General features: G+C 48.0%; 22 protein-coding genes. 21 read left to right on the forward strand and 1 reads right to left on the reverse strand.

Going from position 1 to position 24,012, the window contains the following annotated elements:
• The first annotated feature begins 98 nt into the window (after window positions 1-98).
• The 8 genes from rnmV to spoVG all read left to right on the forward strand — a co-directional run bounded on the left by rnmV (window position 99) and on the right by spoVG (window position 5,178).
• A complete protein-coding gene (gene rnmV / locus M3630_RS25320) occupies window positions 99-647 on the forward strand; it encodes a ribonuclease M5 (RefSeq protein WP_173612168.1) in 549 nt (182 codons plus the stop codon).
• A gap of 3 nt (window positions 648-650) precedes the next feature.
• Window positions 651-1,544 carry a 16S rRNA (adenine(1518)-N(6)/adenine(1519)-N(6))-dimethyltransferase RsmA gene (gene rsmA / locus M3630_RS25325; RefSeq protein WP_173612101.1) on the forward strand — a complete coding sequence of 298 codons (894 nt, stop codon included), beginning with the start codon at window positions 651-653 and terminating at the stop codon, window positions 1,542-1,544.
• A gap of 216 nt (window positions 1,545-1,760) precedes the next feature.
• The gene (gene veg, locus M3630_RS25330) at window positions 1,761-2,033 is read left to right on the forward strand and encodes a biofilm formation stimulator Veg (protein ID WP_005830485.1); all 273 of its coding nucleotides are present in this window, start codon (window positions 1,761-1,763) and stop codon (window positions 2,031-2,033) included.
• A gap of 117 nt (window positions 2,034-2,150) precedes the next feature.
• Window positions 2,151-2,330 (forward strand): small, acid-soluble spore protein, alpha/beta type, encoded by a 180-nt coding sequence (locus tag M3630_RS25335; RefSeq protein ID WP_173612100.1) that lies wholly within the window; start codon window positions 2,151-2,153, stop codon window positions 2,328-2,330.
• A gap of 215 nt (window positions 2,331-2,545) precedes the next feature.
• Window positions 2,546-3,424, forward strand: a complete 879-nt coding sequence (gene ispE / locus M3630_RS25340; protein ID WP_047074466.1) for a 4-(cytidine 5'-diphospho)-2-C-methyl-D-erythritol kinase — start codon at window positions 2,546-2,548, stop codon at window positions 3,422-3,424.
• Window positions 3,425-3,479: 55 nt separating this feature from the next.
• Entirely contained in the window at window positions 3,480-4,313 is an 834-nt protein-coding gene (purR, locus tag M3630_RS25345) for a pur operon repressor (protein ID WP_251253932.1), read from the forward strand.
• Between the two features lie 6 nt (window positions 4,314-4,319).
• Complete coding sequence (locus tag M3630_RS25350; protein ID WP_047074468.1) at window positions 4,320-4,700, forward strand: RidA family protein; 381 nt, start codon at window positions 4,320-4,322, stop codon at window positions 4,698-4,700.
• Window positions 4,701-4,890: 190 nt separating this feature from the next.
• Window positions 4,891-5,178, forward strand: a complete 288-nt coding sequence (gene spoVG, locus M3630_RS25355) for a septation regulator SpoVG (RefSeq protein WP_007719936.1) — start codon at window positions 4,891-4,893, stop codon at window positions 5,176-5,178.
• Window positions 5,179-5,233: 55 nt separating this feature from the next.
• On the opposite strand, the gene M3630_RS25360 is transcribed toward spoVG, so the two are convergent.
• Complete coding sequence (locus tag M3630_RS25360; RefSeq protein WP_251253933.1) at window positions 5,234-6,250, reverse strand: CobW family GTP-binding protein; 1,017 nt, start codon at window positions 6,248-6,250, stop codon at window positions 5,234-5,236.
• 196 nt (window positions 6,251-6,446) lie between these two features.
• On the opposite strand from M3630_RS25360, the gene glmU reads away from it, so the two are divergent.
• From glmU to M3630_RS25425, 13 genes are all read left to right on the forward strand, one after another.
• A complete protein-coding gene (gene glmU / locus M3630_RS25365) occupies window positions 6,447-7,832 on the forward strand; it encodes a bifunctional UDP-N-acetylglucosamine diphosphorylase/glucosamine-1-phosphate N-acetyltransferase GlmU (protein WP_173612097.1) in 1,386 nt (461 codons plus the stop codon).
• A gap of 21 nt (window positions 7,833-7,853) precedes the next feature.
• The gene (locus tag M3630_RS25370; RefSeq protein WP_007726399.1) at window positions 7,854-8,804 is read left to right on the forward strand and encodes a ribose-phosphate diphosphokinase; all 951 of its coding nucleotides are present in this window, start codon (window positions 7,854-7,856) and stop codon (window positions 8,802-8,804) included.
• Between the two features lie 90 nt (window positions 8,805-8,894).
• Window positions 8,895-9,503 (forward strand): 50S ribosomal protein L25, encoded by a 609-nt coding sequence (locus M3630_RS25375; RefSeq protein ID WP_251253934.1) that lies wholly within the window; start codon window positions 8,895-8,897, stop codon window positions 9,501-9,503.
• A gap of 105 nt (window positions 9,504-9,608) precedes the next feature.
• Window positions 9,609-10,178 (forward strand): aminoacyl-tRNA hydrolase, encoded by a 570-nt coding sequence (gene pth, locus M3630_RS25380; protein WP_088910194.1) that lies wholly within the window; start codon window positions 9,609-9,611, stop codon window positions 10,176-10,178.
• A 61-nt stretch (window positions 10,179-10,239) separates the two neighbouring features.
• Complete coding sequence (locus M3630_RS25385) at window positions 10,240-10,470, forward strand: anti-sigma-F factor Fin (protein WP_007726431.1); 231 nt, start codon at window positions 10,240-10,242, stop codon at window positions 10,468-10,470.
• Between the two features lie 146 nt (window positions 10,471-10,616).
• A complete protein-coding gene (mfd, locus tag M3630_RS25390; protein WP_251253935.1) occupies window positions 10,617-14,165 on the forward strand; it encodes a transcription-repair coupling factor in 3,549 nt (1,182 codons plus the stop codon).
• A 40-nt stretch (window positions 14,166-14,205) separates the two neighbouring features.
• Window positions 14,206-15,273 (forward strand): peptidylprolyl isomerase, encoded by a 1,068-nt coding sequence (locus M3630_RS25395; protein ID WP_221868234.1) that lies wholly within the window; start codon window positions 14,206-14,208, stop codon window positions 15,271-15,273.
• Between the two features lie 235 nt (window positions 15,274-15,508).
• Window positions 15,509-16,051, forward strand: coding sequence for a stage V sporulation protein T (spoVT, locus tag M3630_RS25400; RefSeq protein WP_251253936.1), 543 nt, complete (start codon window positions 15,509-15,511; stop codon window positions 16,049-16,051).
• 108 nt (window positions 16,052-16,159) lie between these two features.
• On the forward strand, window positions 16,160-17,824 hold the full coding sequence (locus tag M3630_RS25405; RefSeq protein ID WP_173612092.1) for a putative polysaccharide biosynthesis protein: 1,665 nt from the start codon (window positions 16,160-16,162) through the stop codon (window positions 17,822-17,824).
• A gap of 9 nt (window positions 17,825-17,833) precedes the next feature.
• The gene (yabN, locus tag M3630_RS25410) at window positions 17,834-19,306 is read left to right on the forward strand and encodes a bifunctional methyltransferase/pyrophosphohydrolase YabN (protein WP_251253950.1); all 1,473 of its coding nucleotides are present in this window, start codon (window positions 17,834-17,836) and stop codon (window positions 19,304-19,306) included.
• Entirely contained in the window at window positions 19,293-19,586 is a 294-nt protein-coding gene (locus M3630_RS25415) for an RNA-binding S4 domain-containing protein (RefSeq protein WP_012683879.1), read from the forward strand. The genes yabN and M3630_RS25415 overlap by 14 nt, the downstream gene beginning before the upstream one ends.
• Window positions 19,587-19,694: 108 nt before the next feature.
• Window positions 19,695-21,830, forward strand: coding sequence for a GDYXXLXY domain-containing protein (locus tag M3630_RS25420; RefSeq protein ID WP_251253937.1), 2,136 nt, complete (start codon window positions 19,695-19,697; stop codon window positions 21,828-21,830).
• Window positions 21,831-21,969: 139 nt separating this feature from the next.
• Complete coding sequence (locus M3630_RS25425; protein ID WP_173612090.1) at window positions 21,970-24,003, forward strand: copper amine oxidase N-terminal domain-containing protein; 2,034 nt, start codon at window positions 21,970-21,972, stop codon at window positions 24,001-24,003.
• Window positions 24,004-24,012 lie beyond the last annotated feature (9 nt).

Genomic DNA, 24,012 nt, shown 5'->3' on the forward strand with positions numbered 1-24,012 from the left:
CCTGTTTTACCAAATGTTACATGTATTTTTGGCTTTGGGTACGATTTTTTTTGGAACACTAGTATCGTACCGACTTTGCACGAAAGTGGGAGCACATGATGAAGATCAAGGAAGTCATCGTGGTGGAAGGACGAGATGATACTGCAGCAATCAAGCGTGCGGTTAATGCCGATACGATTGAAACTGGCGGTTCTGCCATTCATAAAAGAACGATTGAAAAAATCAGGCTGGCGCAACAAAAACGCGGTGTTATTATTTTCACAGACCCTGATTATCAAGGGGAGCGCATCCGAAAAATTATCAGCAAGTCGGTTCCAGGCTGCAAGCACGCATTTATTACCCAGGAGGATGGGACCAAAAAGGGCGACATCGGCGTCGAAAACGCGACACCTGACGTGATTATTCGTGCGCTCTCAGAAGTGCGTACCGAAATGGCGGAAACGGCTGGAGAGATTACCTCTGACGATTTGTTGGCAAATGGCCTGACGTCCGGAGTAGATGCCAAAGAACGCAGAATCAAGCTGGGAGAAGCATTGGGGATCGGATACGCCAACGCAAAGCAAATGCTGCAGCGACTCAATGCTTTCCAAATCAGTCGAGAAGAATTCGAAGCGGCCATTGCGGCCATCAACAAAGAGAGGGAGTAAGCCATGACCCAAATAGCGGGCAAGGATATTGCCACACCTACGCGCACAAAAGAGATAGTGGAGAAGTACGGCTTTGCTTTTAAGAAGAGTCTGGGTCAGAACTTCCTTATAGACACCAATATTTTACATAACATTGTTTCAGAAGCAGACCTTACCAAGGAAAAGGGAGCGATTGAAATTGGCCCCGGTATCGGTGCGCTGACGGAGCAATTGGGACGAGCAGCCAAAAAAGTGATGGCGATCGAAATCGACCAGCGTCTTTTGCCTATTTTGCAGGACACGCTGTCACCCTATGAAAATATTGAAGTCGTTCACGGGGACGTACTGGAGCTGGATCTGAAGAAGTTAATAGAAGAAAAGATGACAGGAGTGGAAAAGCTGAGCGTAGTGGCGAATTTGCCTTACTATGTGACGACACCGATCCTGATGAAGCTGCTGGAAGAGAGATTGCCCCTCGAAAACATCGTGGTTATGATTCAAAAGGAAGTGGCAGAGAGAATTGCAGCCAAACCAGGAACGAAAGACTATGGCTCTCTGTCAGTCGCAGCTCAATTCTATGCAGATACAGAAGTAGCGATGATTGTGCCTGCAAGTGTGTTTGTTCCGCGTCCGAATGTCGACTCAGCAGTGATTCGCTTAAAGGTAAGAGATCGTCCGCCAGTGGAAGTAGACGATCAGGATGTGTTTTTCCGGGTGGTACGCAGCTCGTTTGCGCAGCGCCGTAAGACATTGTTGAACAACCTGATGAACGGACTGTTTCCTAAAACCCAAAAGGATGAAGTAATACAGATGCTCAATGACATCGGGATCGATCCGACCCGCCGTGGTGAAACACTCAGCTTGGACGAATTTGCCCGCCTAGCGAACGAAGGTATGCGCCGCGGACTGATTACGTAAATCGTGTAGACGACCCCCTTATTTTTGGGCGAGATCCCCCAAGAATGGGGGTTTTTGCGTATTTATGCCCTTTATGCATATCATTTGACAAATATCTACGTTTTTTATGAAAAAAACCCCGTTGACAAAATATCTGCAGGGTTGCTATAATTTTTTATTTCTTTGACAAAATATAAGGGAGCTGTTATAATAGATGTAAGCGAGGTGGATGGAACAATGGCAAGAAACGCGTTACTTGACATTAAACGTAGTTTAGACGGACACATTGGTGAGCGCATCCTGCTGAAGGCTAATGGCGGTCGCCGCAAAACCGTTGAACGTAGTGGCATCCTCGAAGAAACTTACCCATCTGTGTTTGTGGTAAAGCTGGATGACGATCAACTCTTTGAGCGGGTATCTTACAGCTATGCTGACATCTTGACGGAAACAGTAGAATTGACGGTGTGCCGCGAAAACGAGCACATCCGCATCACATTTGTACAACAGTAGAGCCCTTTTGGGTTCTACTGTTTTGTTTTTTATATCGAAAAGCTCTGAACATTTGGTTGAGGCAATAAAAAGAGCGGCATGGAGCACACTAAGCTTGTCGACGAGAAGGAGGGTGCTATGGGTCGCAGACGAGGACTGATGTCAGAGCAGTTAAAGATGGAACTGGCCAAAGAGCTTGGGTTTTACGATACGGTAAAATCCGAGGGTTGGGGAGGCATCACGACACGTGACGCGGGTAACATGGTCAAGCGCGCTGTTCAGCTTGCTGAGGAAGCATTAGCCGCTAAGCGATTGTAACGTTTGGGTTTGATCGCACGGACGTTTCTCACCATATAAAACTCGTTGACAAAGCCGGGGCAGCCCGGCTTTTTTTCTGTAAATAGAGCTGAATTTTCGAAATACCCATAATGATCTCGATCCTATTCTTTTTAATTGATCAAGTGGCATGGGAGAGTTTGCCTATGCTACAATAAGAGACTAGGAAATTTAGAAAGTAGGCAGAGGTGAATTACGTGCGTATCTCGGTCAAAGCTCCGGCCAAAATTAATTTGACTCTCGACGTGCTTGCCAAACGGCCGGACGGTTATCACGAAGTGGAAATGGTGATGACAACCGTAGACTTGGCAGATCGTGTGGACATGACTCTACGCGAAGATGGTGAGATTACGCTGGACTGTTCTGCCAGCTTCGTACCGGATGATATCCGTAACCATGCATATAAAGCGGCAACGCTCATGAAAGAAAAATTTCAAGTACGCCAGGGCGTACACTTGTATATCGACAAGCAAATACCAGTTGCGGCTGGACTGGCAGGTGGCAGCAGTGATGCAGCGGCAACACTGCGCGGCTTGAACCAATTATGGAATCTCGGGTTGACCAGAGATGAGTTGGCTAAAATCGGAGCGGAGATTGGCTCTGATGTGCCATTTTGCGTTTACGGTGGAACAGCACTGGCGACTGGTCGTGGCGAACAGATTGCGCATCTGGGAGCGCCTGCACCGTGCTGGGTCATTCTAGCCAAGCCGCCTATCGGAGTATCTACCCCGGATGTTTACGGAAACCTGCGTGTGGCCCAGATCGATAATCATCCCGATACCAAACAAATGCTGCAAGCTATTGCGACCCAAGACTTTTCACTCATGTGCCAATCACTTGGGAATGTGTTGGAGAATGTCACGCTCTCGCTCCATCCACAAGTAAGACAAATCAAGGATCTCATGGTCGCGTCGGGGGCAGACGGTGTCCTTATGTCTGGCAGCGGTCCTACTGTGTTTGCTCTTGTGCAAAAGGAAGCGAAAGTACATCGGATCTACAATGCGTTGCGAGGTTTTGTCAAAGATGTGTTTGTTGTCCGAATGTTAGGCGCCAAAGAAGGGGAAATACTTGCATAAACCCGTATGGAAATGATACATTATCAGCATAATATTCGGTTTTGGAGGAAGAGCCATGAAGAAATTGCGCAGAAGTGCACGTCTGGTTGACATGACGCAGCACTTGCTCGCCCATCCCCATACGCTGACTCCTCTCACTCTGTTCGCGGAACAATACGGCGCAGCGAAATCATCCATCAGTGAAGACTTGTCTATCATCAAAGAGGCTTTTGAAGTCCAAGGGGTAGGCTTGTTGAAAACGGTGGCGGGAGCGGCAGGCGGAGTGAAGTATATTCCACAGGTCAAAACGGAAGAGGCCCTTCACTTCATGCGCGAACTGATCGGTCAACTCGCTAATCCAGAGAGACTTTTGCCAGGTGGATACTTGTACATGTCCGACATTCTCGGAAATCCACAAACGATGGCGAAGATCGGAAAGCTCTTTGCAACCGCTTATGCGGATAAAAATGTGGATGTCGTCATGACGGTGGAAACAAAGGGGATTCCACTTGCGTATGCGACGGCTATGTTTTTGAATGTGCCTGTTGTGATTGTGCGCCGTGACAACAAGGTGACGGAAGGTTCAGTAGTGAGCATTAACTATGTATCTGGTTCCAGTAAACGAATTCAAACCATGTCACTCGCTCGCCGCGGTTTGGCCGAGCAGTCTCGTGTCCTCATTGTGGACGACTTTATGAAAGCTGGCGGGACGCTGCGGGGCATGATTGATTTGTTGCAGGAATTCCGTGCAACCGTAGTGGGGTGCGGCGTGCTGGTAGAAACGTCAGCGGATGTTTCTGAGCGTTTGGTAGATGAATACGTATCACTTGCAAAACTGCAGGATGTAGACTTCAAGGGCAAGCAAATTGAAATAGAGCTAGGCAGTTTTTTTGAAATTAGAGGGGAGTAGATAGGTATGGCAATCTCTTTTGTTTCAACTGACAAGGCTCCTGCCGCTATTGGTCCTTACAGCCAAGCTGCAAAGGTAGGTCCATTTCTTTTCGCATCCGGTCAAATTCCGCTGCGTGCAGACGGCACTCTGGTAGAAGGTGACGTCGTGGAGCAAACCCATCAGGTTTTTTCCAACATTCAAGCGGTACTGGCAGAAGCCGGTGGCAACCTGACGAATGTAGTGAAAGCGACTGTATTTATCAAGGACATGAATGATTTTGGTCAACTGAACGAAGTGTACGGCCAATATTTTGGCGATCACAAGCCAGCTCGCTCCACTGTGGAAGTGGCACGACTGCCGCGCGATGTAAAAGTCGAAATCGAAATCGTAGCTTATATCGGATAGAAAAAAATGGAAAACAGCCTGATGCCACGCGCATTGGGCTGTTTTTGTACTTGTAGAAAATGTTTCCAAAAAATGACATATAAACATATTTATATATTTTTTCAAAAATTACATAATGATAAGCAGGAATATTTACCCAGCAGGTGGAAATAATCCTAAACGCGTTACATAGATAAAGGGAGTGAACTAGATGGAAGTAACAGACGTAAGACTTCGCCGAGTGAATACGGATGGTAGGATGAAAGCGATTGCATCCATTACAATTGACCATGAATTTGTGGTTCATGATATCCGTGTCATTGACGGAAACAATGGTATGTTTGTAGCTATGCCGAGCAAGCGTACACCAGACGGAGAATTCCGTGATATTGCACATCCGATTTCTTCGACTACCCGTGAAAAGATTCAGGCAGCAGTTCTCACAGAATACGACCGCGTAGGTCAAGAGGAAGAAAGCACTATCGAAGCTGGTGCTTAAAAAGTCCTGATACTCAAAGCACCCTGTCACTTTCGGCAGGGTGCTTCGGCGTCCGTTAACCATAACATTTTTTTAAATCGTTCAATATAAATTCTCGATCCATTCCTTCTCCGATGAAGACAGCTACCATCTTCGGCCCGAAATTTTCAAATGGAAACAGGAGCACCTGATTATCGGTATGTTGAAACGAGATTAGCTCGGGCTTTCCGTGGAACTGGACATAGCCTTTTGCCCGATAGACGTTTTTAGGGAGATCGTACAGAAAGTCCTCGAATTTTTTCTCGTCTACGGGTCCGGTAAATACATAGGAAAACGTTTCAATACTATTGTAGAGAGAGGGTTGGCTTGTTTTCAGGCCAAGGGATTGCTTGAGCCTGTCCATCGTTGACATTCGGCCGATGCTTTTCTGTACGGCAATGGGGCGGTTTTCCTCGTTGTCGAGCGGTCGCTCATGAACGGTTCGTTTGACTGATAAAAGCCGGGAGACTTCTATTTCTGCCTGAACAGTAGCGTGTATGGGTGCAGTCGGATTGATTTCACTGAGCTTTTGACGAACCCGCTCTATGACATCAGGATTAGTCAAATCGGTTTTGTTCAACAGAAGCAGGTCTGCGTAACGCACTTGGTTTCGAATCGTTTTGACCAGAGTGGCGGTCGAGGAGAATCGTGAGTTGAGGTCCAGAAAGCGAGAGGCGTCCACAACGCTAATGGTCCCTTTTAACTCCAGTCGATCATACAGCTCTGGATGGGTAATCGTATCGATGACATCAAGTGGATCGGCTACACCAGTAGTTTCGATGAGGATTCGGTCTGGCGCAATGGCGTTCATAATATCTTTCAAGCCCTCCGTCAGCTCGCCCTTGATCGAGCAGCATATGCAGCCATCGAGCATTTTTTTGACAGGAAAGCCAAACCCCTGCAATTGTTCCCCGTCAATATCTTCCTCCCCCATTTCATTCATCAATACGACCACTTTCTGGTCTGTGATGCGCAAATGAGTCAGCCACTTTTGCAAAAGGGTGGTTTTTCCGCTTCCTAAATACCCAGTCAGCAAGTATACCTCTGCGCTCATCTCATCCTACCTCCTTCAAATAACCCCTTTCGCCAAACAATATATCACATTTCTGTCAGAAAATTAAATGTTGTCTGCCATATGTCTTAACTACTGGCAATGCAAGGAATCATCCATAATCCTGTATCGATTGTCTTGAAATTCACATATGAATTAGGATATAGTCATTGTGGAACTTCTACGATGGAGGGTTGACATGTCTAAGATCCATGCCGTGGTTCTGGCTGCTGGTCAGGGTACACGGATGAAATCGAAGCTGTACAAAGTCCTGCACCCTGTGTGCGGAAAGCCTATGGTTCAGCATGTAGTCGATACGATGGCGTCCATGCAGGTTCAGGATATCGTTGTCGTCGTAGGTCATGGTGCTGACGCTGTCCGTGCCAAGCTAGGCGAGGACGTCACTTATGCACTGCAAGAAGAACAGTTGGGGACGGCACATGCCGTTTCGCAGGCAGCGCCGTTTTTACAGGATAAAGAAGGAACTACGTTTCTTTTATATGGAGACGTTCCCCTCTTGTCAGCGACTACGTTGTCGGCCTTGCTGACCTATCACGAGGAGCAGCAAGCGGCTGCAACTGTATTGACCGCCGTGTTACCTGACGCAACAGGTTATGGGCGTATCGTGCGCAATGAGGCGGGCGAAGTATTGCGAATCGTGGAACATAAAGACGCTACGGAAGCGGAACGGGCGATCAGAGAAATTAATACGGGCATATACTGCTATGACAACCGAAAATTATGGAAAGCCTTGGCGGAAGTGAAAAATGACAACGCACAAGGCGAATACTATGTAACAGATGTTGTCGGTATTTTGCGTGATGCAGGTGAAAAGGTGGTCGGATACGAAGCGATTGACCCGGAGGAAACAATGGGTGTGAACGATCGTGTGCAGCTATCGGAAGCAGAAGCCTACATGAAAAAACGTATTATGACTGGTCACATGCGAAATGGTGTGACTATTATCGACCCAACTTCTACGTACATCGAAACTGATGTGAAGATTGAGGCAGATACCGTGATTCACCCAGGTTCTTTCCTGCGTGGACAAACAACTATTGGAGCCGATTGTGTAATCGGGCCCCAAGCGGATCTGACGAATGTAGAAGTAGCGAGTGGCGTGACCATTTCTTACTCGGTGATGGTTGATTCGAGTGTCGAAAGTAACTCATCTGTTGGGCCATTTGCTTATGTTCGACCAGGATCACAGATTGGAAGCAATGCCAAAATCGGTGATTTCGTGGAATTGAAAAATGCGAAAATTGGTGACGGTACGAAGGTTCCACATCTCAGCTATGTAGGAGATGCGGAAATCGGAGACGGAGTCAATATTGGCTGTGGAACGATTACCGTCAACTACGATGGGGCTGTGAAGCATAAAACAACAGTAAAAGATGGAGCATTCATCGGATGCAACAGCAATCTGGTTGCGCCAGTTACAGTTGGACAAAATGCTTATGTAGCTGCAGGATCGACCATTAATCAAGATGTGCCAGATAATGCGCTTGCGATCGCACGTGAGCGTCAAGTAAATAAAATCGATTACGCGAACAAAATGCCTCGCAAGGGCAAAAAGCAATCATAACGGGAGGTTCTTGAGAAGATCATGGCTAACTACCGCGACCCAAAACTGAAGGTATTTACGTGCAACGCAAACCCGGAACTGGCAAAAGAAATCGCCGAACACATCGGCGTACCACTCGGAAACGCACAAGTAGTGCGCTTTAGTGATGGCGAATGCCAACTCAAACTCAATGAAAGTGTTCGCGGTTGTGACGTATTTGTCATTCAGCCAACATCTGCTCCCGTTAATGAGCATCTGATGGAGCTTTTGGTCATGGTCGATGCATTGAAGCGCGCTTCGGCTAAGAGTATCAACGTGGTCATTCCTTACTACGGTTATGCTCGTCAAGATCGTAAAGCACGTGCACGCGATCCAATCACGGCTAAGCTGGTTGCGAACCTGATCGAGACAGCGGGTGCACAACGTGTGATTACGATGGATCTGCACGCAACACAAATCCAAGGCTTCTTCGATATTCCGGTAGATCATCTGCTGGGTGTGCCTATCTTGGGTAAACACTTCTCTGAAAAAGGTCTGAAAGACATCGTTGTTGTATCTCCAGACCACGGTGGCGTGACCCGTGCTCGTAAATTGGCAGAACGTCTGGAAGCGCCTATTGCCATTATTGACAAACGTCGCCCAGAACCAAACGTAGCCGAAGTAATGAACATCGTAGGGAACATCGAAGGCAAAACAGCGATCATCATCGACGATATTATCGATACCGCTGGAACGATCACACTGGCTGCAAGTGCACTTGTAGAAGCAGGCGCACGTGAAGTATATGCATGCTGCACGCACCCAGTTCTGTCTGGTCCTGCTATCGAGCGTATTGCAAACTCGAAGATCAAGGAACTGATTGTGACCAACTCGATTCCGCTGACAGAAGAACAAATTATCGATAAGATTACCGTTCTTTCCGTAGCGCCAATCATTGGTGAAGCAATCATTCGTGTTCACGAAGAGCTTTCCGTAAGCAAGTTGTTCGATTAATATACAATCCCCTGTTAGGGGATTGAACTAAACCTCCGATGGACAAGCTAGTGAGGAAACTTTTACTAGCGGTCCGAAGGAGGTTTTTTTGTGGAACAATTACAGGCACAGTCTCGCGAAAAAAAGACAGGCAATGCTGTAAAGGTACTGCGTAACGAAGGTTGGGTTCCCGGTATTATCTACGGGAGCGAAGTGGGCAATAAGCCGATTCAGGTCAAGGGAAGAGAGCTGGATGCGGCCCTGCGTAACCAGTCGACAAATAAGCCATTTCGGTTAAGTGTAGACGGGAACACGCACGATGTCATGGTTTATGAGCTGCAACGGCATCCCTTGCAGGGGAACATTTTGCATGCAGATTTTAAGAAGATCAATATGAATGAAAAAATACACACGTCTGTCCCTGTCCTCATGACAGGAGATCCGGAATTGGGTGTGGCTACCCTTATCCGCCACAGTGTGGAAGTGACTTGCTTGCCAGGTAATATACCAGAATCCTTCCTGGTCGATGTTGATGGAATGAATATCGGGGATGTCGTGCTTGTTTCCGATCTGAATGTCCCATCCGGAGTAGATCTGGGGCTCGAATCCACGGAAGTGCTGATCAGTGTACTGCCAGTGAAGGCCAAGTCCGAAGAATCAATCGATGCGGAGCAAGAAGCAGAGGCAGTGGCTGAAAAAGCAGGAACAGCGAACGAATAAAATCAGGGCACGAAAAAGAAGGGCGAGGTGATTTCATCTCTGCCCTTCTACTTTTGTTCACGTAACCATTCGAGTACAATGGGGAGAGAGTAGGAGGGAATAAGCGTGAAAGTCATAATCGGATTGGGTAATCCCGGCAAAAAATATGAAGACACCAGACATAATGCTGGCTTTATGGCCATAGATAAGATTAGCGACAAATGGGGAATTCCTGTTACGCAAAACAAGTTTCGTGCACTCGTGGGCGAAGGCCGCATCGAGGGCGAGAAGGTACTGCTGGTGAAGCCGCAGACGTACATGAATCTCTCCGGTGAATCGGTAGCGGAAGTACTCAAATTTTACAAGCTGATCCCCGACGATCTTGTCGTCATCTACGACGATCTTGATTTGCCGACCGGACATCTTCGCCTGCGAGAAAAAGGCAGCGCTGGTGGGCATAACGGCATCAAGTCGATGATTCAGCATTTGGGCACACAGGAGTTTAAACGAATCAAGGTAGGAATCAGTCGTCCTGAACCAGGGCGGAGCGTCAGCGACTATGTTTTGAATACGTTTCCAGTGTCAGAAAGAGCCGATATTCAAGAAGCGGTGAGCTTGGCGGCTGACGCATGCGCCATGTGGACAAGAGAGTCGTTTTTAAAGGTCATGAACCATTACAACAGCTTGAAAAAGTAGTATGATTTCCCACCCAATCGTCCATACTAAGCGATAGGAACAGTATGGGGGTGGTATGTGCATGAGCATACGCTATACATGTCGCTGCTGCGGCATGAAGATTGCAGAATTTGACGAATCGCAAGTAACGGAAGCGCAGCTCGGGTTTGATTCCTTGACCCCGGAGGAACGTGCTCTTATAATATCGAGAGAACAAAGTGGAGATACGGTCGTCAGCATCACGTGCGACTATTGCCGTGAAGCGCTGATTCAGCATCCAGAGCTTTCGCTAGTCGGAAACCCACTTCAATAAGTGGATACGCATTAGGAAGGCTTGCACTGACAAGGCCTTAGCTTGGGGAGCTAAGGCTTCTTTTCGCATGGCTGACCTGCGGTTGTTGTGAACGTAAGCGAAGCTCTGATTTTAGTTGACAGAAGAATTAGAGAGGGGATTAGTGAATGCAAGTCATCATTAACCCGATGAAACAGGACACGAACGTCGGGACAATCGTGGCTGGTTTGGAGAAGGGGCTACATGAGCAGCTTGTCTCTGGCTTGGCTGGTTCCGCGCGACAAGTATTGATGGCGTCATTGCAACAAATGTCAGATCGTCCGGTCTGCGTAGTGACGCATAACATGTACCAAGCACAAAAAGTATACGAAGATTTGATCGAGTTGGTTCCCTCTGATCAGGTGTTGCTTTATCCCGGTAATGAGCTGATTGGCTCTGAGCTTGCCATTGCCAGCCCTGAAATGCTGGCGCAGCGAATTCATGTATTCAACCGTCTGGCCAAAGGCTTTACGGGTTTTTTGGTTGCACCTTTTGCTGGCTTGCGTCGTTTGGTCGTTCCTCCGCAGGTATGGAAGGAAGCACAGATTCAGTTGTCCGTCGGTGATGAGCTTGATATCGAATCCTTTTTGCTCCGATGTATTGAGCTTGGCTATGAGCGAGTGGACATGGTCGAGCGCAAGGGAGAAATGAGTATTCGCGGTGGAATTATCGACTTGTATCCGATCGATTCAGAGTGGCCGGTACGGATTGAGCTTTTTGATGTGGAGATCGACTCGATCCGTACATTTGACATGCTCTCTCAACGTTCATTGGAATCCGTCCAGACGTATGTTCTTGGTCCGGCGAAAGAAATGATTGCTTCGACTCCGTTATTGCAGGAATCGGCTGTTCGCCTAGAACAAAAGCTGGGAGAAACCCTTGCTAATTTGAAGGATGGGGCTGCCAAGGAAAAAGTCATGGAGCGAATCGGCTCTGATGCAGAGAGAATGAAGCAGGGACAGCGTTTTGCACAGCTGTATTCGTACATCTCTGTCATTTACCCGACTGGCGATACATTATTGTCCTATATGCCTTCCGATACCTTGCTGATCGTTGATGAGCCTTCTCGCGTGTTGGATACGGCAGCGCAACTGCAAAAAGAAGAAGGGGAATGGCTGACAGGACGCATCGTCCAGGGCGAATATATGTCCAATCTCAGCCTGTCGCGTACGTATGACGAGATCGTGTCGACCAAAAAGCGCCAGATTGTTTACCTATCCCTGTTTCTGAGGCAATCACCGAAGACTCAGCCGCAAAACATCGTAAATTTGACTTGCCGTACCATGCAAAACTTCCACGGACAGATGAACGTGCTGAAAACAGAGCTGGCCCGTTGGAAGAAGTCTCAGGATCAGATCGTCTTTGTCGCAGCTGATTTGGAGCGTGCGAAGCGACTGGAGCGTGTCCTGCATGACTACGAAATGGAAGCCGATGTTTTAACAGAAGCAGTGGAAACGGTGCCTCCAGGGCGTCCTACGATCATTTTAGGAAACCTCCAGACAGGTTTTGAGCTGCCGCTAAACAAGCTGGTTGTTATTACGGAAGGTGAAGTATTTACCGCGAAACAGCGCAAGGCGCGCAAAGTTCAGCAGACGATGAACAACGCGGAGCGTATCAAAAACTACCTCGAACTAAAGCCCGGTGATTTCGTCGTGCACGTGAATCACGGGATTGGAAAATACCTTGGAATTGAAACCAAAGAAATTCTCGGAATTCATAAAGATTACCTTCATATTCAATACGCAGCAGGAGACAGTCTGTTTGTTCCGATTGATCAAATCGACCATGTGCAGAAGTACGTGGCGAGCGAAGAGGCACAGCCGAAGATCTACAGCTTGGGCGGCAGCGAATGGAAACGCGTCAAAAACAAAGTCCAGTCGTCTGTAAAGGATATCGCCGAAGATTTGATCAAACTGTATGCAGCCCGCGAATCGGCTGTCGGTCATACATTCTCTCCCGATACGGCAGAGCAGCGTGAATTTGAGGCGATGTTCCCGTATCAGGAAACACAAGACCAGCTCCGCGCGATTTCGGAAGTGAAAGCGGACATGGAGCGCAAACGCCCGATGGATCGCCTCGTTTGTGGAGACGTGGGTTACGGGAAGACAGAGGTTGCGATTCGTGCTGCCTTCAAGGCTGTGATGGACGGAAAACAGGTAGCCGTTTTGGTTCCAACTACAATTCTGGCGCAACAGCATTACGAGACGTTCCGTGAGCGTTTTGCGGAGTATCCGATCCGCGTGGAGGTATTGAGTCGATTCCGTTCGCGCAAAGAGCAGAACGCCACACTAAAAGGACTGAAGGAAGGCACTGTCGATGTTGTCATCGGTACGCACCGTCTGCTTTCCAAAGACCTGACATTCCGCGAGCTTGGTCTGTTAATCGTAGACGAGGAGCAGCGCTTCGGTGTGAGTCACAAGGAAAAGCTGAAGCAAATCAAAACGAATGTGGATGTCATGACTCTGACCGCTACGCCGATTCCACGTACCTTGCACATGTCGATGCTCGGTGTGCGTGATTTGTCTGTCATTGAAACGCCGCCAGAAAATCGTTTTCCGGTACAGACGTATGTGATGGATTACAGCCCTGCTTTGGTTCGCGAAGCGATTGAGCGCGAGATGGCTCGTGATGGGCAAGTGTTCTTCCTCTACAACCAAGTACAGGGAATCGAACAGATGGCGGAGCAGATTTCTATGCTTGTTCCTGACGCGCGCATCGCTGTAGCGCATGGACAGATGAACGAAAGCGAGCTGGAAGGCGTCATTCTCGACTTTTTGGAAGGGAATTTTGACGTGTTGGTCAGCACGACTATCATTGAGACCGGGGTGGACATCCCGAACGTCAATACGCTGATTATTTACAATGCAGACAAAATGGGCTTGTCCCAGCTGTATCAGCTGCGTGGACGTGTAGGTCGTTCCAATCGAATTGCGTACGCTTACTTTACGTATCAACGGGACAAGGTGCTGACAGAGGTAGCGGAAAAACGTCTGCAAGCCATCAAGGAATTTACCGAGCTCGGCTCTGGTTTCAAGATCGCGATGCGAGACTTGTCCATTCGTGGAGCGGGTAATTTGCTGGGCGCGGAGCAGCATGGTTTTATTAATACGGTCGGATTCGACTTGTACAGCCAGATGCTGAAAGAAGCCATTGATGAGCTGAAGGGCGAAGTCAAACAAGAAATTGTCACACCTGTGGAGATCAATCTGCAACTGGATGCCTATATTCCGTCGATGTACATTACGGACAGCCGACAAAAAATCGAGATGTACAAAAAGTTTGTCGCGGTGTCTACATTAGAAGACGTCGACGATTTGGCAGAAGAGCTGCTAGACCGTTTTGGACCAGTTCCGAAGCCAGTTGATAATCTGCTGACCATTTCCCGTTTGCGTGTGTATGCCTTAAAGCACCACATCACCGAAATTAGCCAAAAGAATCCGGACGAGATTAAATTGGTCCTGCACCCTAGCCAGAACAACAACATCGATGGTGGAGCGCTGTTTGCGCTTACCAGTAACTGGAGCAAGAGGGTAGGGCTGTCGGGTGGACAACAGATCACGATTGCTGTTAAAGTAAAGGGGTTAAAGGAAGATGAGGGCGTGCAGTTGGTTGAAAAGCTGCTGCGTCAATTTCACCAGGTGCGAAGAGACACCGGTACGGAGAGTCCTGTGTCATAACTGACAAAATGGGCTTGCCCGGGAAGGGAGAACCTTATTTATGAAACGTTCTGTAGCGATTCTATCTTCGGCTGTTCTGGTCGTGGCACTCATGTCTGGTTGCGGCGGAAAAGCAGAAGAAGCGAAACAAGAAACAAAAACTCCAGCGAATCAGACAGATGGCAGCAATCAAGCTGCTAACGATCCTTTGGTACAATTCCCTAAACTCACTCTGCCTTACGCAGCAGACCAGAAAGCGGTCGTTGTGGAGTATCAAGGAGGAACTGTAACAGGAAAAGAGTTCGAAGAGTTCCTGCGTGTCATTAACTTCATGAACCCACAACAAGGTACCATGATTGAAATGGCTGATAGCAACTCACTGAAGGCTTTTGCTCGTGAGTATACAGCTACCAAGGTTTTGGCTAGCCGTTCCGACGATGCCATGAAAAAAGAGTCCAAAGAACTCGCTGAGAAAACTTTCGAGAAAATCAAAACGCAGTACATGGGCTTTTTGGGCAAGGATGAAGCTCAGTTCACCAAGCTCATGGAGGGCCAAGGCGTAACCAAGGATATGATCGTCAATCAGATGGACCTGATCAACCAGTCCATCAATGTAATGAAAAAGAATATCGACGATGCTACGCTGAAGCAAACCTATGATCAAATGGACAAAGCTTCCCGTACAGTTGCTTCTGTTCGCCACATTCTGATCTCTACCGAAAAGCGCACACCAGAAGAGGCGTTGAAAATCTCCAACGACTTGGAAGCTCGCCTGAAAAAGGGTGAAGACTTCGCGAAGCTGGCAACAGAATTCACAGATGACCCAGGCAGCAAGCAGTCTGGGGGCTTATACGAAAATGCGGATGTAACGCAATGGGTGCCAGAATTTAAAGAAGCATCCCTGACACAAAAAGTCGGTGAAGTTGGCCCGCCAGTAAAAACTAATTTTGGTTACCATATTATTAAGGTCGAGAATCGCAAAGAAAAGACCTTTGATGAGATGAAAGAACAGCTCCGCGCAAGTTCTTTGGAGAAAGCGTACGATACTTTCGGCAAGAACGAGCTGGACAAGCTCATTACGAAATTCAACATCCCGCAGTCCAAAAATGATGCTCCGGCAAAGAAATAAGAGGTCCACAGAAAAACAGGGAATTCGTTTCCCTGTTTTTTCGTTTTCTCGCATATTCTTCAAATGTGGGCAAATACTATTATCACTCGCTACCACCCGGGGGAGAGTAATTGAAGTAACTGGCAAAAATTGATACCATCACCCATAGTTAAAATTAGAATTTGAGGAAAAAATACAACTAACCAACCACCATCTATTCACTACCCACTTCTCAGGGAAAGCGAGGCAACAAGACATGAAAGCAACTGGTATCGTTCGTCGAATTGACGACCTCGGTCGGGTCGTGATTCCTAAGGAGATTCGTCGTACACTGCGCATTCGTGAGGGCGACCCGCTTGAGATTTTTGTGGATCGTGACGGAGAAGTCATTCTCAAAAAGTATTCACCGATTGGAGAGTTGGGTGATTTTGCAAAAGAATACGCCGACTCTTTGTATGAAAGCATGAATCATACCGTACTGATTTCAGACAGGGATACTGTCATTGCAGTGGCAGGTGCCTCCAAAAAGGAATACTTGGAGAAAGCAATTGGCAGCATTGTCGAGAAATGCTTGGAAGAAAGAAAAACCCGACTGGAGAAAAACACAGGCTCTTATGAAATTTGTCGTGACATGAACGAGACTTATGGTTCGTTCGTCGTTGCACCGATTGTAGCAGGAGGAGATCCAATCGGGTCCGTTATCCTCCTCAACAAAAACGAGTCAACCAAGATGAGTGATTTGGAGATCAAAATGTCGGAAACAGCGGCCGGTTTCCTGGCAAAGCAGATGGAGCAGTAGGATAGCTCAGCAAAAACAGCCTCGTACCCCGGGGCTGTTTTTCTTGTGCCTATGGCCTTGTGGTATAATGAACGAAGTTTTAGGTTGGAGAGGAGAAATTTCACGCACATGGCTCAAGAAAAGGCTTCCGTTCAATTTGTGAAAGGCGCGGCGATACTTGGAATTGCCGGTCTTGTCTCCAAGCTTTTAGGCGCTGTATACCGCATCCCATACCAAAACATTGCCGGAGATATCGGCTTGTACGTATATATGCAAGTATACCCGCTGTACACCGCGTTGTTGATTCTAGCGACGGCGGGTTTCCCCATTGCCATCTCCAAGATCGTCTCAGAGCGCGTCGCTGTCGGAGATGCGATCGGGGCGCGCAGGGCGTTTCGAGTAGCCAGTATATCGCTGGTCGTTCTCGGGATCTTTTTCTTCTTACTGTTATATGGAGGGGCACCTATTATTGCCAGTATGATGGGTGATGAGCATTTGATTACCCCGCTCCGAGCAGTGGCTTGGTCACTGCCATTGGTGCCGATGGTTGCGATCTTGCGCGGCTATTTTCAAGGGCATCAAAATATGATGCCGACTGGTGTCTCTCAGGTCGCTGAGCAGTTCATTCGCGTAATTTTCATTCTGGTTGCTGCATTCTGGGCGATGAATGTGTATCAGGACCCTTACCTGGCTGGTACAGGTGCCGTTTTTGCTGCTTTTCCAGGTGCCATTGCTGCTATTCTCGTCTTGCTTTGGTATTGGAGAGCGGACAAAAAGATGGGGCAGCTGTCCGTCGGTCAAGTTCAGCAATCGGCAGCGAAACCATGGACCAATCGTCAAATACTGCGTCATCTCTTGACCTATGCCGTTCCGATTTGTATGGGCGCATTGGTTCTGCCGCTTGTTCCGCTTGTAGACTCGATGACCGTCGTCAATATGTTGCAATGGAGCGGGACCCCGGAGGATTTGGCCAAGCTTTTGAAAGGTGCATTTGACCGTGGTCAGCCACTCATTCAGTTTGGTACATTCTTCGCCACGTCCTTGTCGCTGGCATTAGTGCCTGCGATCAGTGAAGCTGTTGCCCAGCGTCAGCATCAATTGATCTCTCACCGTTCCGAAGTCGCGATTCGACTGACCTTCCTGTTGGGATTGCCTGCCTCCTTTGGACTTGCTCTGTTGGCGGAGCCGATCAACGTCATGCTCTATGGAGACAGCAACGGTACTGAGGCCCTCGCTGTACAGTCCTTCACGATTCTTTTCGCTACGGTGAGTATTGCCAGCGCGGGTATTTTACAAGGCTTGGGACGTGTAATGCGACCTGCCCGCAACCTGTTTATTGGTGTACTGGTAAAGCTCATCCTCAATCTCGCGCTCGTCCCGTTCTGGGGTATCTCTGGTGCAGCAGTGTCCACCGTTTTAGCTTATTTAGTCGCCATGGGACTAAACGTTCTAGCGGTAATCAAATACACGGGAGCACACATCGGATTCCGCCAAACGGTGAAAAGGCCATTCGTGTCTGTCGTGGTGATGTCGATTGTCGTGCTGATTGTGGAGTGGCTCGCTAATACAGTGCTCGGTAGTGCCGGACTTTCAAATCGCTTGTTCTATACGCTGGTAGGCTTGATTGCTGTCGGTTCAGGAGCATTGGTCTATTTGCTGGCGCTTTTGAAAACAGGCGGACTCACGAGAAACGATATTCAATTTTTGCCAAAAGGAAAGCGAATTGCTTCGCTGTTAACGAAATACAAGCTACTCCCGGCGGAGAAAGCGAGAATGAACGAAAAGGAGGCGTGACAAGTGGAAATGAAGAATAAGACCATTACCGTAGTCGGTCTTGGTGCCGGAGATTTGGACCAGCTCCCTTATGGCATCTATCGTACGCTCAAAGCTGCCGAACAGCTGTATTTGCGCACGAAAGAGCATCCGGTCGTAGCCGAGTTGATCGCAGAAGGCATCACGATTGAGTCCTTTGACGATGTATATGAGCAGCACGATACGTTTTCCGATGTGTACACCGATATTGTAGAACGGCTTTTTTCACGGGTAAACGAAGCAGGCAGTCTTGTCTATGCCGTGCCAGGTCATCCTTTGGTGGCGGAACGTACTGTGCAGCTATTGTTGGCAGAGGGACCAAACCGTGGTGTAGAAATCCAAATTGGCGGTGGACAGAGCTTTATTGATCCGTTGTTTGCCCGCCTACATATCGACCCGATCGAGGGATTCTCTTTGCTGGATGGGACCGCGCTCGCTGCTCATCAAGTATCACCGGGTCTGCATACGATTATTGCGCAAGTGTACGATGCGTTTGTGGCCTCTGATGTGAAGCTGACCTTGATGGAAGTGCTGCCGGACGACTACGAGGTGACGGTAGCGACAGCCGTAGGGGTAGCGGGGCAAGAAATCATTGAGACAGTGCCGTTGTATGAACTGGACAGACTCGATCATTTCGGGAATTTGTCCCTGGTGTATGTACCGCCGACGAAGGACGAGAAGGTGTCGTACCGCCAATTCTCCTACTTGAAGGAGATCGTGGCGATCCTGCGCAGTCCGGATGGATGCCCGTGGGATCGCGAGCAAACACATCAAAGCATCCGCAAAAACTTGATTGAAGAGACGTACGAGGTATTGGAGACGATCGACGACAATGATCCAGATGCGATGTGTGAGGAGCTGGGTGATTTGTTGATGCAAATCATGCTGCATTCACAGATGGCAGCCGAAGATGGATATTTTTCGGTAGATGATGTTGTCGCAACGTTGAATGAAAAGCTAGTTCGCCGCCACCCACACGTATTCGGGGAAAAGAGCGCGAATGATTCCGAGGAAGCGCTGGCGAATTGGCAGGAGATCAAAGCACAGGAAAAGGCAGCAAAAGGCATCGATGTAACGGTTCAATCACAGCTGGCGGGAATACCGCGTGACTTGCCAGCGCTGATGTACGCGTACAAGCTGCAGAAAAAAGCAGCCCAAGTCGGCTTTGACTGGGACGATATTGCAGACGTGTACAAAAAGGTAGAAGAGGAGTACCGCGAGCTGCAAGAAGCATCAGAGGAAGAACGCGCTGGCGAGTTGGGAGATTTGCTATTTGCGGTAGTCAATCTGGCGCGCTTCCTCGGGCTAGATCCGGAGGAAGCCCTCGCATTGACCAACAACAAGTTCAAGAAGCGCTTTTCCTATATTGAAGGCAAGCTGCAAGAGGCGGGCCGTACCTTTGAGCAGACGGACCTGCAAGAGATGGACAAATGGTGGGAGGAAGCCAAACATGAGACTCGATAAATATTTGAAAGTGTCTCGACTGATCAAGCGACGCACACTCGCCAAAGAAGTGTGTGACAAACAGCGTGTGGAAATCAATGATCGCCCTGCAAAGGCGTCCAGTAACGTGAAAATCGGCGACAAGCTGGCGATCCGTTTCGGACAAAAAATCGTGTCGGTAAAAGTAGAGGACATCAAAGAAAACCCGCGCAAGGAAGAAGCAGCTTCGCTGTATACCGTTATTGGCGAAGTTCCCGTTCCGCGTGACGAAAAAGAAGAGGACGCCTACCTCAAAGGGTAATATGTACGCGAAAAGAGACTGCCGGGATGGCAGTCTTTTTTTAGGCTTTTTTCCAATCGGAGGATATAATGAGAGTACCTAAGGCATTTCCGAAGGGATGTGAGCTGCATGCAACAAAACGGAGTTCGAACGGGTTACTTTTTGTCCATTTCGCTTCTGTTATCATCTATCCTGTACTTTTTTGCTTCGAACTGGCCACTCATGGTCAGGGAGCAAAAGATTGGCGTCAGTGTGGCAATCCTCGTTCTTTTTTATTTATTATCCTATGGACTGCGTTTCATCAAACGACATTCGTTTTTGAGCAATTGGCTTCTGGTGGCTGGAGGCTTGGCTTTTGGTATCAGTGTGGCTTTGTTGGGGCAAATATACAATTCACATGCCGACAGCTATATGCTGTTCGTCGTATGGCTCATACCGAATTTGCTGTTCGCGATTTTCACGCGCTATCAGCCATTCTATGTCATCAGCTATGTCCTTGCTCATTTGGCGATTTACTTCTTTCTCCATCCTTCCGTCATTCATGTAGCGCGTGAAGACGAGTGGTGGTTCATGATGTTTTGGTTAATTGCGTTGGGAAATATGGTCCTGTTCTGGTTAACCTCTACGGGGAAATTGCATTCCAAGCCGATTTACTACTTATCGTTTCTGACGTTTTCCGTCAGTCTTTTCAGTTCATCCTTCACCGAAGTGTATGGTCCGCTCCCTGAGCTGTTATATGTCCTGACGGGCGGGATTCTGTTTGTTACGTTTTTAAAATGGGTGCCGAGTCGCGGGCTTCTGATTGTGACGGCCTCGCTACTCTCGCTGTTTGTGCTCGTTAATTTCATATCCTACATGGTGAAGTATTTCTCAGAAAGCTTCTTTGTTTTGATGCTGCTGCTGACTGTACTCCTTGTTTGGGGAGCAGTTGCAGGGATTAATTGGCTGCGCAAGGAATCAGCGCATCAAAAAAGCAAATGGGTTGTGTTTTTTCAAGAGGCATTCACGGTTCTCGTCACTACTATCGCCGCATCCATTGGAGCTATATCGATAGCAGGTCTGCTTTTTCTGCTCATTGAAGAAGAAACGGTAATTGATTTGCAGTTTTTCCTTTCATTAATTGGCTTTATTGGTCCTGTAGTGTTTATGAGCCGGATGAATGCAACGGTACGATATACGTTGCTCACAATGGGTTATATATTGGGTGTCGGTTCTGTTCTGTTTTTAGAAGGAGCGTACTGGATCGTTTTCCTGTTGGTACTGTTATACGTGTGGAAAGCTGTCTCTGCCATTCCGGCGCGGCTTTTGACACAGCTGACTTTTTTAGTCGTCCTGGCTACGAAGCTGAATGAGTACCTGCCGTCCTTTGAATATGTACTCTTGATCATCTTTGTTGCGCAGCTGGCGATGTATTACGTAAAGCAATTGCCGGTTGTTTTGCAAAACAGCTCGTTGGTGTACGCCTTACTCTCGCTTTTGATCCTGACAGAGGAAGGGTTTCAATCGGGCTCTATGGATGTAGTCGTGAATTTGGCTTTTTTCGCAGTCAGTACGTATTTGCTGTACCGGACATTGCATCAGCAAAATAAGGTGAGATTCGGAATCGTGCTCGGTTTCTGGTTTGCCTTTCTCCTCATGAAGTACTACGACATGCTATGGAGCTTGCTGCACAAGTCACTGAGCCTGCTTCTGCTCAGCCTGGTATTTTTTATCGCTACTCTGTGGTGGGATCGAAGGGCAAAAATCGAGTGGCCGAAAAGCAGGCCTCCCCTTTTCGTGAAAAAAGCGCTTGTGTTGGTTCCTGTCATTTTGCTGCAATTTGCTTTGATTGGCTATCAAGTATGGAGCAGTGAGACAATACTGGCCAACGGAAAAACAGTGAAGCTGGAGCTAGTCCCAATCGATCCGCGTTCGTTGCTCCAAGGTGATTACGTCAGACTTGGCTACACCATATCTACATTGGACCATGTACAGGTTGACTCAGGGGATAAGATTCGAGTCGTACTCCGTCAACAAGCAAATGGCTTGCACAGCTACAGTGGCTTTTATGAGCTTAATGGTCGATGGAATCGGGCTTACGATCCTCAGCCAGCGGATGTGATCATCAATGGAAGCACAATCGGTGGCGATCGAGTGGAATACGGCATAGAAAGCTATTTTGTCCCAGAAGGAACCGGACTTGAAGTAGAGCGGAATGCCAAATACGCTATCGTGAAAATTGGCGAGAGAGGCGATGCCATCCTGGAGAGCCTGTCGAACCAGTAGACATTTCAAAAGAAGAAGCTGCCTGTGTCATCGGGCAGCTTCTTTTGCGTGAAGAAAATCATTCGTTACCAGTCTGTAACCCTTTCCTGCCGAACATTTCCTATCATAGTAGGGAACTTTAGAGAAGGAGGCGTTACCGTTGAACAAAAGCGTAAACAAAGGGATCTCAGTGCTGCTGGCCACTGCGGTACTGGCAAGTCCATTGATGCTCGAGCCAAAAGCGGCTTATGCTCTCTCTATCGAGGATGTTTCTGCAGACAGTACACGTGCGGACGAGGAAACAGAATATACGATTGAGTTTGAAATCAATAAGGACCTATCATCGGGAGACAGTATTTTCGTTAGATTCCCATCCGAATATTCGGTCGACAAAAAATTGAAAAAATCGGACGTCACATTAGAAGATGATGACGATGACGAAATTTCGATCGACAGCGTATATGTAAGCAAGAATGTGGTCGAGATCGAAGTCGATGAGAAGATCAAAAAAGGTACCGTACTTACACTGACCATTGATAATATCACCAACCCGGAAGACAAGGGCAGCTACGAAATCGAAGTAAAAACAAGTTCGGAAACCAGCTACAAGGGCGACAAGATAACAATCGGCAAATCTTCATCTAGCAGCAGTAGCAGCAGCAAGGGTGACTTCGAGGCTTCCCATAGCAGTAAAAATGCCGAGGACACCATCTCCTTAACGCTCGGAAAATTTAATCTCTCCTCGAAAAGCAAGCTGAAAGAGGGCAAATACATTTATGTCAATTTCCCCTCCAAGGACATGCTGCCAAAGAGCATCAGCAAATCTGATGTGAAGGTAAACGGGTACAAACCGGATTACGTCTCGATTCTCGACAGCGACTCGATTCGAATTGAGATTCCGAGTGGTGCAGACGGAGATAGCTACATAAAGCTGGAGTTTACCTCTTCTGCGGGGATTGTAAACCCGTCGAAGCCAGACAAGTACTATTCGTATGAAGTTGAATATGACAGCAAGGAATACAAGTCAAAAGATGTAGAGATTACAAACACAAGCAATACGCCATTCACCGTTTCTTTGTCGGACAGTTCAGCGGGGGCGCGTACGAGCTATACGTTTGATATGGATCTTTCCTCCAAGCTGGGGTCGAACGTAGAAATCGAGGTCGAATTCCCGAGTGGGGTATCCGTGCCGCCGATTCTTACCAGCAACAACGTCACCGTAAACGGTGCTCAAGTGACGAATGTAAGCGTGTTGGGGAATAAGGTTTATTTCCGCACACCTTACGGATTCACTAGTACGAATCGCGCGAGCATCAAGTTTGCATTCGAAGGCTACTTGACCACTCCGAGAACAGCGGGAACGTATACCGTGACGGCTAAAGTCGACAACAAGACCTATAAGTCGAAGGAATTTCAAGTTTCCGGAGTGACTCCACCAGTCGCGGTGGATAATACATTGGCAACAGTTGGGCTGACGAGAGCGACTGCCTCTACTCCTGCTGGTATTTCAATCGGCATCAAAGCAATGGGTGCTCCGATTGTTCGCAATCAGGGCTTCATTGAGGTCGTACTCCCAGTTGGATTCCGTGTTCCAGCCTACTTGCCAGCGAACACAGTAACGGTAAACGGTGTGGCCGCTAGCTTTGTTGGTGTACGCGGACAAAATCTGATTATTATTCCTGCCCAGGATATTCCGGCAAAAACAGCAGCTCAGGTCAATATCGCCGAGACAGCTGGCATTGTGAATCCGGCTACTCCAGGTGTGTACAGCATTGGCGTCTACAACTCCGAGGAGAGAGGACTGCTATTCTCCCGTCCGGCGACCATTGTGTCGCTGAATGGGGTGAGCTTCAAGCAGAGCGTCGCTTCCTTTACAAAGGCTGGTAAAACAACCGGACTCGCAGTGGCACCGTATACCGTAAATGGCAACACGCTAATGCCAACTACGTTTTTCCGTGATGCCCTCGGATTTTCAATCAGCTACACCAAAACAACTGCAAAAGTTGTGAGCGGCAATACAGTCATGCAATTCAAGGTCGGTTCAAACGTAGCGACCGTCAATGGCAAAAATGTAACACTACCTGCAGCGGTTCAGCTGAAAAACAACGTTCCTACCCTGCCTCTAAAAACCATCACGGAGCGTACCGGTTACAAAATCATCTATGTGAACGGGAACTACACCGTTTACAAGTAAATAGAAGTT

Source organism: Brevibacillus sp. MER 51 (assembly GCF_023714195.1).
Classification (GTDB): Bacteria; Bacillota; Bacilli; order Brevibacillales; family Brevibacillaceae; genus Brevibacillus.

Bases quoted from the DNA above. Each gene is read 5' to 3' on its own strand.
- rnmV (WP_173612168.1), top strand. From the start codon at position 99: ATGAAGATCAAGGAAGTCATCGTGGTGGAAGGACGAGATGATACTGCA.
- rsmA (WP_173612101.1), top strand. From the start codon at position 651: ATGACCCAAATAGCGGGCAAGGATATTGCCACACCTACGCGCACAAAA.
- veg (WP_005830485.1), top strand. From the start codon at position 1,761: ATGGCAAGAAACGCGTTACTTGACATTAAACGTAGTTTAGACGGACAC.
- M3630_RS25335 (WP_173612100.1), top strand. From the start codon at position 2,151: ATGGGTCGCAGACGAGGACTGATGTCAGAGCAGTTAAAGATGGAACTG.
- purR (WP_251253932.1), top strand. From the start codon at position 3,480: ATGAAGAAATTGCGCAGAAGTGCACGTCTGGTTGACATGACGCAGCAC.
- M3630_RS25350 (WP_047074468.1), top strand. From the start codon at position 4,320: ATGGCAATCTCTTTTGTTTCAACTGACAAGGCTCCTGCCGCTATTGGT.
- spoVG (WP_007719936.1), top strand. From the start codon at position 4,891: ATGGAAGTAACAGACGTAAGACTTCGCCGAGTGAATACGGATGGTAGG.
- M3630_RS25360 (WP_251253933.1), bottom strand. From the start codon at position 6,250: ATGAGCGCAGAGGTATACTTGCTGACTGGGTATTTAGGAAGCGGAAAA.
- glmU (WP_173612097.1), top strand. From the start codon at position 6,447: ATGTCTAAGATCCATGCCGTGGTTCTGGCTGCTGGTCAGGGTACACGG.
- M3630_RS25370 (WP_007726399.1), top strand. From the start codon at position 7,854: ATGGCTAACTACCGCGACCCAAAACTGAAGGTATTTACGTGCAACGCA.
- M3630_RS25385 (WP_007726431.1), top strand. From the start codon at position 10,240: ATGAGCATACGCTATACATGTCGCTGCTGCGGCATGAAGATTGCAGAA.
- mfd (WP_251253935.1), top strand. From the start codon at position 10,617: ATGCAAGTCATCATTAACCCGATGAAACAGGACACGAACGTCGGGACA.
- M3630_RS25395 (WP_221868234.1), top strand. From the start codon at position 14,206: ATGAAACGTTCTGTAGCGATTCTATCTTCGGCTGTTCTGGTCGTGGCA.
- spoVT (WP_251253936.1), top strand. From the start codon at position 15,509: ATGAAAGCAACTGGTATCGTTCGTCGAATTGACGACCTCGGTCGGGTC.
- M3630_RS25405 (WP_173612092.1), top strand. From the start codon at position 16,160: ATGGCTCAAGAAAAGGCTTCCGTTCAATTTGTGAAAGGCGCGGCGATA.
- yabN (WP_251253950.1), top strand. From the start codon at position 17,834: ATGAAGAATAAGACCATTACCGTAGTCGGTCTTGGTGCCGGAGATTTG.
- M3630_RS25415 (WP_012683879.1), top strand. From the start codon at position 19,293: ATGAGACTCGATAAATATTTGAAAGTGTCTCGACTGATCAAGCGACGC.
- M3630_RS25420 (WP_251253937.1), top strand. From the start codon at position 19,695: ATGCAACAAAACGGAGTTCGAACGGGTTACTTTTTGTCCATTTCGCTT.